The sequence below is a fragment of the Halorubrum tropicale genome, from assembly GCF_001280455.1.
Lineage (GTDB): Archaea > Halobacteriota > Halobacteria > Halobacteriales > Haloferacaceae > Halorubrum > Halorubrum tropicale.
Window position 1 is genome coordinate 757,269 of the sequence record NZ_LIST01000001.1, and the last position, 11,312, is coordinate 768,580.

12 protein-coding genes and 1 pseudogene are annotated in these 11,312 nt (G+C 72.1%); 6 read left to right on the plus strand and 7 right to left on the minus strand.

The genetic code is table 11. The features are described 5' to 3' along the window. Window positions 1-9: 9 nt before the first annotated feature. Window positions 10-1,662, minus strand: coding sequence for a sensor histidine kinase (locus AMR74_RS03625; protein ID WP_053770686.1), 1,653 nt, complete (start codon window positions 1,660-1,662; stop codon window positions 10-12). Further along, the gene (locus AMR74_RS03630; RefSeq protein ID WP_053770687.1) at window positions 1,659-2,441 is read right to left on the minus strand and encodes a DUF5806 family protein; all 783 of its coding nucleotides are present in this window, start codon (window positions 2,439-2,441) and stop codon (window positions 1,659-1,661) included. Before AMR74_RS03630 ends, AMR74_RS03625 begins: the two co-directional genes overlap by 4 nt. Window positions 2,442-2,530: 89 nt before the next feature. Here AMR74_RS03630 and AMR74_RS03635 point away from each other — a divergent pair, with 89 nt between their 5' ends. The 4 genes from AMR74_RS03635 to AMR74_RS03650 all read left to right on the plus strand — a co-directional run bounded on the left by AMR74_RS03635 (window position 2,531) and on the right by AMR74_RS03650 (window position 5,181). Next, the gene (locus AMR74_RS03635) at window positions 2,531-2,899 is read left to right on the plus strand and encodes a universal stress protein (RefSeq protein ID WP_053770688.1); all 369 of its coding nucleotides are present in this window, start codon (window positions 2,531-2,533) and stop codon (window positions 2,897-2,899) included. Further along, a complete protein-coding gene (locus AMR74_RS03640) occupies window positions 2,896-3,486 on the plus strand; it encodes a GNAT family N-acetyltransferase (protein ID WP_053770689.1) in 591 nt (196 codons plus the stop codon). Before AMR74_RS03635 ends, AMR74_RS03640 begins: the two co-directional genes overlap by 4 nt. Before the next feature lie 50 nt (window positions 3,487-3,536). Further along, window positions 3,537-4,160: an adenylate kinase gene (locus tag AMR74_RS03645; protein ID WP_053770690.1), complete on the plus strand. Its 624-nt coding sequence runs from the start codon at window positions 3,537-3,539 to the stop codon at window positions 4,158-4,160. Window positions 4,161-4,275: 115 nt separating this feature from the next. Further along, window positions 4,276-5,181, plus strand: a complete 906-nt coding sequence (locus tag AMR74_RS03650; protein ID WP_053770691.1) for a DUF106 domain-containing protein — start codon at window positions 4,276-4,278, stop codon at window positions 5,179-5,181. A gap of 45 nt (window positions 5,182-5,226) precedes the next feature. Here AMR74_RS03650 and AMR74_RS03655 read toward each other — a convergent pair. The 4 genes and pseudogenes from AMR74_RS03655 to AMR74_RS03670 all read right to left on the minus strand — a co-directional run. Continuing rightward, a pseudogene (locus tag AMR74_RS03655) lies at window positions 5,227-5,426 on the minus strand (PfkB family carbohydrate kinase); the annotation flags it as partial. A 4-nt stretch (window positions 5,427-5,430) separates the two neighbouring features. Next, window positions 5,431-6,678 carry a DHH family phosphoesterase gene (locus tag AMR74_RS03660; RefSeq protein ID WP_053770693.1) on the minus strand — a complete coding sequence of 416 codons (1,248 nt, stop codon included), beginning with the start codon at window positions 6,676-6,678 and terminating at the stop codon, window positions 5,431-5,433. A 74-nt stretch (window positions 6,679-6,752) separates the two neighbouring features. Further along, window positions 6,753-7,217, minus strand: coding sequence for a universal stress protein (locus AMR74_RS03665; protein ID WP_053770694.1), 465 nt, complete (start codon window positions 7,215-7,217; stop codon window positions 6,753-6,755). A gap of 129 nt (window positions 7,218-7,346) precedes the next feature. Continuing rightward, entirely contained in the window at window positions 7,347-8,978 is a 1,632-nt protein-coding gene (locus AMR74_RS03670; protein ID WP_053770695.1) for a heme-binding protein, read from the minus strand. Window positions 8,979-9,471: 493 nt separating this feature from the next. Here AMR74_RS03670 and AMR74_RS03675 point away from each other — a divergent pair, with 493 nt between their 5' ends. Further along, window positions 9,472-10,068, plus strand: coding sequence for a PadR family transcriptional regulator (locus tag AMR74_RS03675; protein WP_053770696.1), 597 nt, complete (start codon window positions 9,472-9,474; stop codon window positions 10,066-10,068). A 49-nt stretch (window positions 10,069-10,117) separates the two neighbouring features. Here AMR74_RS03675 and AMR74_RS03680 read toward each other — a convergent pair whose 3' ends face one another. After that, window positions 10,118-10,921, minus strand: coding sequence for an SDR family NAD(P)-dependent oxidoreductase (locus tag AMR74_RS03680; protein WP_053770697.1), 804 nt, complete (start codon window positions 10,919-10,921; stop codon window positions 10,118-10,120). Window positions 10,922-11,064: 143 nt separating this feature from the next. Between AMR74_RS03680 and AMR74_RS03685 the strand changes: the two genes are divergently transcribed. Further along, window positions 11,065-11,274, plus strand: coding sequence for a hypothetical protein (locus AMR74_RS03685; protein WP_053770698.1), 210 nt, complete (start codon window positions 11,065-11,067; stop codon window positions 11,272-11,274). Window positions 11,275-11,312: the final 38 nt, after the last annotated feature.

Below are 11,312 nucleotides of genomic sequence, written 5' to 3' on the forward strand. Positions count from 1 at the left end.
GACGCCGCCTCACTCCGCCGGCTCGTCCGGGGGCGCGAACTCGACGCCGCGGAACTCGAACCGCGCGCCGCCGTCGCTGTCGCCGAGTTCGACCGTCCACCCGTGCGCCTCCGCGACCTCGGCGACGATCTTCAGCCCGAAGCCGGTGCCGTCGGGGTCCGTCGTCACGCCCGCCTCGAACACCGACTCCCTGTCGTCGGGGCCGACGCCCGGGCCGTCGTCCTCGACGTAGAAACCGTCGCCGTCGTCGAGCGTCCCGACCGCGACGGCGACGTCCCTCCCCCCGTGTTCGACCGCGTTGCCGAAGAGGTTCTCCAGCGCCTGCCGCAGGCGGCTGCGGTCCGCGGCGACGACGGCGTCCGTCTCGACCGCGAGCGTCGCGTCCTCGGTGTCGACGGTCTCCCAGCACTCCGCGGCGAGGTCGGCGAGGGGGACCGGCTCCGCCTCGTCGATGCCGGCCCCCTGCCGGGCCAGCGCGAGCAGGTCCTCGATGAGCGCGTCCATCCGGTCCAGCGAGCGCTTCACCGCGCTCAGCTCCGCGACCTCTATCGACTCCTCGGCGAGCCGGTCGGCGACCATCTCGAGGTTGCCGGTCGCGACGTTGAGCGGGCTCCGGAGGTCGTGCGAGACGAGGCTGGCGAACTCCTCCAGGCGGTCGCGCTCGCGGGCCACCTCCGCCTCGCGGCGGCGGAGCTGTCGCTCCCGCTCGATGCGGACGAGCACCATCGTCACCGTCGCCGCCCAGATGCGCGCGATCGCCAGGTCGGACTCGGAGAAGGCGTCGGGGACCGTGGCGCCGACGTTCAACACGCCGTACCGGCCGAGCGGGACGACGAGCTCGCTGCGGATCGTCGCGTCCTCTGTGTACCGGTCGGGGTCGTCGGCGACGTCCGCCACGTAGGTCGGCTCGCCGCTCTCGAAGACCTCCCAGGTGATGCTCTGCCCCGCGGCGTCGAACGTCGGGTGGTCGCCGACCACCGCCTCCGCGGTCTCGGTCCAGACGGCCGGTTCGAGCGCGTCGCGCCGCTCGTCGTGGAACCAGATCGCGGCGATGGGGTGGCCGAGCACGTCGTCGACGTACGACACCGCCGCCTCGGCGGCCGCCTCCCTGTCCGTCGTCTTCAGCAGCTCCCTGGTCGCCTCGTGGAGCGATTCGAGCGTCTCCGTGCGGCGCCGGAGCGCCAGCTGCCGCGTCCGCTCGTTCGAGACGTCTATCGCGGTGACGACCGCGTACGAGTCGGCGTCGAGCCCGAAGGCGCCGACGCTGACGCGGACCGGGATCAGGACGCCGTCGCCGCGGCGCACGACGAGTTCGAACCCGTCGGCCAGCGACCGGGACTCCCCGGCGCGCACCGCGTCGACCAGCGCGGCGACGGTGTCGCCCGCGTCGGCCTCCCCGTCGCCCGTCGCCTCGCCGGCGGGCTCGGCGTCGCCGTCGCCCGGGTCGGCGTCGAGGGCCGCGGTCGCCGCGGCGTCGTCTCGGTCCACCTCCGTCGGGTCCTCGAACACGGCGCTGACCGACCGCCCCGAGAGCTCGGCCGGCTCGAGCCCGAAGACCCCCTCGACGCTCGGCGTGCCCGCGCGGACGACGCCGTCGCCGTCGACGACGAGCGTCGGGTCCGGGGTCGCGTCGAGCGCCTCCGGGAAGCCGTCCATCGTCACTCCTCCGGCTCGTGAACGTGACCGCACTCGGGGCAGCGCACTTCCTCGCCGCGGAGGTCCGCCGAGGAGGCGCGCACGTCGCGCATCACCTCGCTGATCTTGTCTTCGGCCTCCAGCTCGTCGGCGACGGCGAGGTCGACGCCCTCCACTTCGAGGAGGAACTTCGCGACCTCCGTCACCTCGTACATCATCTCGTCTAAGTCCTCGGCGGTGAAGAAGCCGGACATCGCCCCGTAGAGGAACGTCGCGCCCGCCTTCGTCACCTTCTCCTCGAAGGAGTAGCGCGCCTGGTTGACCGCCTGCGGGGTGTAGGTGTCGGTCATGAAGGGGACGAGTTCGGGGAGGTTCTCGCCGATCTTCGTCATCTCGACGCCTGTCTCCGTGCGGAAGTCGGCGCAGAGCCGCGCTATCGCCCACTCGCGGGCCGTGATGTACGTCCGGTCGCGGAGGAACTCGTTGACGCGCTCGTAGCGCGCCCCGTCCATCTTCTGGAACCGCTCGTACTTCTGGACGTCGCGGGGCACGTCCGTCGCGTCCTCGGCCGCCGCGTTCTCGCCGTCCGTCGCGTCCTCGGCCGCCGCGTTCTCGCCGTCCGTCGCGTCCTCGGCCGCCGCGTTCTCGCCGTCCGTCGCGTCCTCGGCCGCCGCGTCCTCGTCGGGGGCCGTCGGGTCTCCGCCGGTCGCTTCACCGCCGTCGCCGCCCTCGGAGGGAACGCGGTCCGCGGCGGCGTCGCCGGTCCTCTCGGCGTCGTCGGCCGCCGGACCGGTGTTGTCGCTCATACGTTCGAAACCCCGCGGGCGGGCAAAAGGGTTGTCGGTGGTCGGACGCCGGAGATCCACTTTTGTACCGTCGCGTGGAGGGATGGGGCATGAAAGTGCTCTGCGGGATCGGCGGCAGCGACGACTCGTTCCGCGCGCTCGACCGGACGGTCGAGCGCGCGGCGGTCGCGGACGACGACCTGACGATCGCCGTGGTCGACAACGAGGACTCGTCGGTCGCCCCCGAGGACGTGCTGGACCGCGCCCGGGAGGCGGTCGACGACGCCGCGATAGACGCCGAGGTGCGGCGCGTCGAGGGCGACCCGGGGAGCCGGCTGGTCGAGATCGCCGAGACCGAGGGGTTCGAGGAAATCGTCCTCGGCGGCGGCCACACGAGCCCGATGGGGAAGATCACGATCGGGTCGATCGCGGAGTTCGTCCTGTTGAACGCAAAGACATCGGTGACGCTGGTCAGATGAGCGACCGAGGCTACCCGGACGCGGTGGCGGACGAGTTCCCGCCGCCGCCGACCGCGTTCACTGACCGCGAGGACCGCGAGATCGAGGTCCGGCCGTACGAGGGCGACGAGGCGGCCCGCGAGGCCCTGGTCGAGATGTACGACGACTTCGACCCGGCCGACCGCGCGCAGGGGATCCCGCCGGGCGGGGAGGAGCGCATCCGCGAGTGGCTCGGCGCCATCCTCGCCGACGACTGCTACAACGTGATCGCCTGGTGCGGCGACGAGGCGGCCGGCCACGCGACGCTCGTGCCCGACGGCGACGCCTACGAGCTGGCGATCTTCGTCCACCAGGAGTACCAGCGCGCCGGGATCGGCACCCACCTCATCCGCGGGCTGCTCGGGCACGGGCAGGCGAACGGCGTCGCGAAGGTGTGGCTCACCGTCGAGCGGTGGAACCGCGCCGCGGTCTCGCTGTACAAGAAGATCGGCTTCGAGACCTCGGACGCCGAGAGCTTCGAACTGGAGATGGGGCTGCGCCTCTGCGCCGCCGAGGCGGCCGCGGAGGAGGCCGGCGGATCCGCGGACGAGCCCGACGGCGACGAGTAGGGCTGGCCGGAATCTTCAAGCCTTTAGGGGCGGCCCGCGACCGCTCCGGTATGAGTCACCGAATTCTGCTGTTGGGGGCGCCCGGCGCCGGGAAGGGGACGCAGAGCGCGAAGCTCGCCGACGAGTACGGCGTCGAGCACGTCACGACCGGCGACGCGCTCCGCGCGAACAAGGAGATGGAGACGGAGTACGGGACGCCCAAGTCGTTCATGGACGCGGGCGAACTGGTCCCGGACCCGGTCGTCAACGAGATCGTGAAGGCCGCGCTCGAGGACGCCGACGGGTTCGTCCTCGACGGCTACCCGCGCAACCTCGACCAGGCCGAGTACCTCTCTGAGATTACGGACCTCGACGCGGTCGTCCTCCTCGACGTCGACGAGGAGGTCCTCGTGGACCGCCTCACCGGCCGCCGCGTCTGCGACGACTGCGGCGCGAACTACCACGTCGACTTCCAGCCCCCGGAGGAGCCGGGCGTCTGCGACGAGTGCGGCGGCGACCTCGTCCAGCGCGAGGACGACACCGAGGAGACGGCCCGAGAGCGCCTCGAAGTGTTCTACGACAACACCGAGCCCGTGGTCGACCACTTCCGCGACGAGGGCGTCCTCGTCGAGGTCGACGGCGAGGCGACCCCGGACGAGGTCTTCGAGCGGATCCGCGACGTCGTCGAGAACTGACGCGGCGCGCCGAGGGGCGACGCGCGCCGCCGCGAACCGATCCGCGTCGCCCCCGGAAGCGATTCGAGCGGCGATTCTACAAGGTTCTTAACCGTCGACCGCTAACCGGCCGGTAATGAGCAAAGTCGAACGGCGAGTCCGCTCGCTGGTCCGCGAGGACGGCGAGATGCGGGACGCCATCCAAGTCGTCCTCGACAACGCCAGCGGCGGCGAGGTCCGCTGGGTCGACGTTCGCGACGAGATCACGAGCGGGCAGTGGGGCCGGCTCATCGAGAAGGAGATCCTCGTCGACGGCGAGGAGGGGTTCGCGCTGGCCGACCGCGACGGCATCGAGGCCGGCATGGAGGACGACGACGGGGGCGGCGGCGACGTCGAGACGCCCGAGACGACCAGCTGGTCGAAGTGGGACAAGCTCGCCGGGCTGGCGACCGTCGGCGCGTTCGTCGGCTACGCGGTCCCGCCGGTCCGCGACGCGATCGCGGGCGCCATCGACGTGGTCCTCGGCCCGCTCCTGAACCTCGTCCCGTTCTACGTCGTCATCATGGTCATCGCGCTCGGGACGGGGCTGTACTCGACGCTCCTGCGCGCCGGGCTCATGGACATGGAGAAGATGGGCGCGTACCAGGAGCGGATGAAAGACATCCAGGAGCGCCGGAAGGAGGCCGAGAAGCGCGACGACGACGAGGCGCTCGACCAGATCCAGGAAGAGCAGATGGAGGCGATGGGCGACCAGCTCGGCATGTTCAAAGAGCAGTTCCGCCCGATGGTGTGGATCATGTTCCTCACCATCCCCGCGTTCCTCTGGATGTTCTGGGTGATCGGCTACCGCGGCTCCGACGCCGCGTACCCGGCCGTCGCCGCCCAGGAGCTCGTCGTCCCGCTCGCCGGGACCGTCACGTGGGACACGGGGATCGTCGGCCCGATCCAGATGTGGATCCTCTGGTACTTCCTCTGTTCGATGGCGTTCACGCAGCTCGTCCAGAAGAGCCTCAACATCGAGATGTCGCCGTCCTCGTCGTAGGCGACGCCCCGACCGCTCGGTTCGTTTCCTCCCCGCTCACTTTCGCTCCGCGAGGAGCTCCCCGAACGCGTCGTCGCCGAGGCCCGTCCGGAACGCGGGCGGCGAGCCGAGCCGCGCGAGGTCGACCGCGACGTTGGCGGGCGCGCCGCCGGGGCGGCGGGCGTCGCCGTCGACCTCGCGCAGCGTCTCCTCCGCCTCGGCGCGAAGCCGACGAGCGCCTCGCCGGCGACGAAGACGTCCGCCATCCACCTACTCGGCCGTCGCGGCCCCGTCCTCGCCGCCCGCGGCGTCGACCTCCTCGGCGACCGCCTCGAACGCCGCGAGGATGACGCGCTTACACGCCTGTCCCTCGGTGCTCCAGTGGTGGGCGTAGTCGAGCATGTCGTCGTAGATGTCGGGCTTACAGCCCGCCGCCTGCGGGTGGCCGCCGCCGTTCACGCGACCGGCGACCTCGTGCGCGTGGCGGAAGTCCTCGGAGCCGCGGATCGACGCCGACCCGGCGGGCTTGACGATCACGGCGGCGTCGGCGCCGGCCTCGCGGAGCGCCTCCGCGACCTCGTTCTGCGAGCAGCGGCCGTAGGTGACCGCGACGCGCCAGTCGCCGACCTCGTGGGTGACCGCGCGGCCGACCGCGAGGTCGATCCGGGCCTCCTTCTCGACGCGTCGCTCCTCGACGAACGACCGCACCGTCTCGGGGAGGTCGACGCCGTACGCGCCGATCACGGCCGCGTACTCCTCGGCGCCGGCCCAGTAGGAGTAGTCGGCGAGGTCGTCGGAGCGCGGGTCCTCCTTGATCCAGAGGTCGTGGTCGCGCGTGACCGCGGCGAGGTCGGTCCAGCGGTCGCCGAACGCGTGGTCGAGCGACCGGAGCGTCACGTCGGCGGTGCACTCCTCGTCGGAGTCGCCGACGACGAGGTCGACGCCCGCGTCGCGCACCGCGGCCGCGGTCGCGTCGTCCCACTGGTGGTGGTCGAACCAGCGGATCGCCGCGGTCGCGTCCGCGAGCGCCTCCAGCGGCTCCGCGATCGGCTCGTAGTCGTCGGGACAGAGGTCGCAGACGAACAGGTCGATCCCGTCGTCGGCGTACGCCTCGACCCGTTCGAGTGCGGTGTCGATCGAGTACGGCCCGGCCGAGAGCAGCCCGACCGGCGACTCGGCGTGGGCGTCGGCGAGCGGGTCGCCGTCCGCCGTCTCGTCGCCGTCGTCGTCCGCGTCGTCGCTCTCGTCGTCTGCCTCTTCCAGCCGCGCCGCGATGGCGTCCTCGAAGGGCGCGACGTCGAGCGCGGCGTCGTACGCCTCGCGGACCATCGCGGCGCAGGCGAGGCCGTCGGCGTCGCCGTCGGCGATCACGACCGCCTCGCTGCCCTCGATCGCCTCCCGCGCTCGGCGCTCGGCGCGCTCGTCGTCCAGCGAGTCCGGGTAGAAGAATCCCTTCCCCGGGAGCTTCGTGTACCGCGACCGGGGGGCGTCCCCCGCGTCGATGAGGTCGTCGTCCATACCGTCGTGGCGGGCGGCAGCCGGAAAACTCCGCCGCTCTCGCGTCGGCCGCGGCGTCGGGCCGCCACGCTCCCTCAGACGGTCGTCCGGCGCGGGTCCTCCTCGGTCAGTTGGCGGACCGTCAACACGGGGATCGGACAGGTCCGAACGACGCGCTCGGCGACGGAGCCGATGAGGAAGCGGTTCTCGCCGTGGCGCCCCCTGGTACCCATCGCGACGAGGTCGGCGTCGACCGAGCGGGCGTACGCGTCGATCTCCGACGCCGGCCGGCCCTCGCGGACCTCGATGGTCACGTCGAGGTCGCCGTCGCGTTCGTGCGCCGCGGCCGAGACGCGGTCGAGCGCGTCGCGCCCCTGGTCGTCGAGCGCGTCGCGGAGGTCCTCGCGGACCGTGTCCGGCGACGACTCCACCTCGCCGGCGTCGACGACGTACACCGCGTGGACCTCGGCGTCGAACCGCGCCGCCACGTCGACCGCGACCGAGACGGCCCGCCCGACGCTGTCCGAGCCGTCGGTCGCGACCACGATGGTGTCGAACATGCCCGTTCGTTCGCCGCAGCGCTACCTAAAACCCGGCGGTCGGAGGGGGACGCGCAAGCCCCGGACGGCGAGAGCCGATCGACCGGGTCCGCCCGACGGCGAGAGCCGACCGCGCGGTGGCCGAGCGACCTACGCCAGGAAGACGTGCCGCGGGCGGTCGGCGAGCACGTCGCGGCCCCACTGGACGGTCTCGGAGAACTCGTCGGAGCGGAAGAAGCCCATCGCGTCCTCCTTCGCGTTCCACTGGCTGGCGATGAACATGTCGTTCTCGTCTTCGACGTTCACCATCAGGTCGGTCTCGACGTGGCCGTCCATCTCGCCGAGCAGGTCGCCGACGTCGTCGAACGTCTCGACGAACTCCGACTGGTAGTCGGGCTTGACGGTGTAGAACATCCCCATCGTCCCGAAGCCGGACTCCTCGCCGGCGCGGGCGACGATGTCGGGCAGCTCCGAGAGGAAGCCGCCGGCCGTCTCCGCCGCCGACGCCGTGTCCCAGATGGAGACGACCGCGGCGCGGTCGGTGTGGCGCCCCTCGTACACCGCGGTCTTGACGTGGGTACCGTAGTGGTCGAAGTTGCCGCGGAGCCCCTCGACCTCGTCGAACAGCTCCTCGGTGTCGGCCTCGCTGTACAGCACGGTGGCGTACACGTCCTCGCCGTGAGGCTTCCCGGCGTAGATGTCGAGGTCGGCGAGCTCGCCGCGGATGTCCTCGTCGTCGGCCCCGTCGCCGTCGTGACCCCCCTCCTCGCCGTGTCCGCCGCCCTCGCCGTGGGGGTGGTCGCCCTCGCCGGCGTCTCCGTCGCCGTGCGGGTGGTCGCCGTGCGCGGGACCGCCGCCCGCGCCCGAGCGGTCGTGGCCCTCGCCGCGGCCGTGCCCGTCGTCGCCGTGATGGCTGCCCTCGTCGCCGTGGTGGCCACCCTCGTCGCCGTGGCCGCCCCCGCCGTGGGGGTGGCCGGCGCTGTCGCGCTCGGGGACGCGGCCGGTCGGGACCGTCTCCCCGGCGAGGAAGGCGTCGAGGTCGGTCGGCGGGAACCGCCGGCCGACGTAGAAGTCACCGAACTCGCCGTACCGCGAGGAGGCGGGGTCGAACCGCATCTCGTAGACGATGTCCTTGATGTCGGTCGGGTCCGCGCCGAACAGCGTGACGCCCCACTCGTGCTCGTCGAAGCCGACCGAGGAGGCGATCACCTGCTTGATTTTCCCGGCGTACTCCTTGCCGACCTCGCCGTGGCTCGCCATCAGCTCGGCGCGCTCCTCGAACTCGAGGTCGTACCAGTTGTGTTCCTCGCCGCGGCGCTTGCTCATCGGGTAGAAGCTGACGTACTCCTCGTCCGGGATATCGGGCTTCAGCTTCCCCTCGATGTACCGGCGGAGCCCCTCGTCGACGGCGTCGGCGCCCGCCTCGAAGTAGTCGTCGGAGACGTACCCCGACACCTCGGTGACGGAGACGTAGGAGGTCTCGCGCTCGGTGAACTTCGCGAGCGCGGTGTCCTCGAAGCGGCGCTCGATCGCGGAGAGGTCGTCGAGCGACGGCCGGAAGTGTAAGCAGAGGAGGTCGGCCTTGTGTCCGAGCACGGAGAACAGCGCCGACTCGCCGTCGTCGGCGTCGGCGACCAGTTCGCGGTGTTTCAGAAAGGCCTCGCCCTCTTCGATCGCCCGCTCTCGCTCGGACTCGGGCGCCTCGCGCCAGGCGTCCCAGTCGATCGAGCGGAAGTCGTGCAGCGAGAACCACCCTTCGGCGGTCTGTGGAGCCTCGACCATACGCCGGGTTGGTGCCCCGCGACTTAGGGGTTTGCGGGTCGTCCCGAGACGCGGTAACGGGCCGGACCGTCGCGGCTCGCGTCGGAGCGGAAAGCGGCACTGACGGTTCCGAAGTCCCAGCCCTTCGGATGTACCTGAGTACCTTGGCCAACAGGGACTCCGTTGCCGAGACCGCCGAAGCCCCAGCCGGGAGGCGGGCGCACGCTCGCTGCGCGCCTCACTCGGTCGCTTTGCTCCCTCGTTTCGGTGCTTACGTCGCCTGTGCCCGCCTCCCGGCTGCCCCTTCGAGTCCCGCCCCGCCCCGCACCGCACCTCACGCCTCCCCAGCCTCGTCGCTCGCTTCGCTCGCGACTCCCTCGCGCGTGCTCCTCGGCCGCAAGGCGGCCTCGGAGGCACGCGCCGACAGCCGCTCGAATCGTCCGGATCGTCGCGGCTCGCGTCAGCAGTCACCGTGACCGAAACCCTTTCGACGCGACCCCGAAATGTCCGGACGATGCGGAAAAGCGGCCCGCCGAAAGGACTGATCTCGTACCTCGTGTTGGAGCTGCTCGACGAGCGACCGCGGTACGGGTACGAGCTGCTCGGCGAGATAACGGAGATCAGCGGCGGACACTGGGAGCCCTCCTACGGCTCGGTCTACCCGATCCTCTACAAGTTCGAGGAGGAGGGCGTCGCCGAGCGCGTCGAGCGCGCCGACGAGCCCGACCGGAAGTACTTCGCGCTCACCGACGCGGGCCGCGAGGAGCTGGCCGAGAAGCGCCGCGCGATCGGCGGCGAGGCGAAGGACTTCGGTGACGTCGTCCTCGGCTTCTACCACCTGTACGCGGCGCTCGCCACCGACGGCCGGTTCGAGGTCGACGGCGCGGACGCCGACTGGGCGTTCTCGGAGCGGTACAGCGCGTGGATCGTCGAGCAGATGATCCGCCACCACGAGCGCGACTTCGGCGAGTTCGAGCGGATCGACGCCTCCCCCGAGGAGTTCTACGCCCGGGAAGACGGCGCCGCGGCGGACGGGGCCGAGCCGGATTCCTCCGAGACCGAGCCCGCGGACGACGCCGAGGAGCCCTCCTCCGGCGCCGCCGACGACTGACGCGCGGCGCTCCGTCCGCGCCGGCGCTCCCGCCTCGCAGCGTCGCGACTCACCGGTTGAGCAGCCGCCACAGGAGCCCGCCGGGGAGCCCGGCGCGGACGAGCCGGTCGTACAGCCGGTCGGGGAGGACGCGCGCCAGCCGCGGCAGCCACCGCGCCCGGCGGCTCACCCGGTAGCGCGTCTCCGGTCGTTCCGCCGTCGCCGCGGTCACCACGCGCTCGACGACCGTCTCGACGTCGGTGGCGGCCGGGGAGTACCCCTCGAACTCCCGGTAGGCGTCGGCGTACGGCCCCTCGCCGCCCGCGCCCTCGACCGCCGCGGCGGCCCGCTCGTTGAACCCCGTCTGCACCGGCCCCGGCTCGACCAGCGCGACGTCGACACCGAGCGGCTCGACCTCGCGGCGGAGCGCGTCGACGTACCCGTCGAGCCCGGCCTTCGCGGCGCTGTACGCGCCGTGGTACGGCAGCGCCACGGAGCCGACCATCGACCCGACGACCACGACGCGCCCGCCGCGCTCGCGGAGCGTCCGGAGCGCCGCGGACGCGGTCACGTGGACCGCGGTCAGGTTCGTGTCCACCTGCCGGCGGAACGCCCCGGCCGAGGTGTCCTCGACCGACGCGATCTCGTAGCCGCCGACGCAGGAGACGACGGCGTCGAGCGGGCGCTCCGCGAGCAGGTCGCGAACCGCCGCCTCGTCGCGGAGGTCGACGACGGCGGTCTCGACCGCGTCGGGCAGCGCCGCGAGGCCGTCCGCGTCGCGGTCGACGCCGAGGACATCGTGCCCGGCGGCCGCGAGCGAGCGCGCGACGCCCCCGCCGATCCCGCCCGCGGCCCCCGTCACGAGAACGTGCATGCCGGAGGGTCGCGGCGGGGTTAGTAGACGGTGGCGGTTCGGGTCGCCGGAGGTGGACTCGGCCACGCGGGCGGCGCCGTCGGCGTCGGTCTCCCCGGTCGACGCCCGAAGGCATATATCCGACACGGGCGATCGTCGGCGTAATGTCCACCGACGAGCCGTCCGTCCCGATCGTGTGCGACGAGTGCGAGACGGAGACCCGCGTGCCGCTCGACGACCTCGCGGACGCGCTCGACAAGCACAACGCCCAGAAGCACGGCGGCGAGTCCGTCGCGGAGGTCGACCCCGCGATCAAGGACCGCCTCGCCGACCTCGTCGCCGAGGACTTGGGGCTGTTCGACGAGGAGGCGTGAGCGAGCGCCGCCGAACCCCCGTTCGCGAGCGCTCGCTG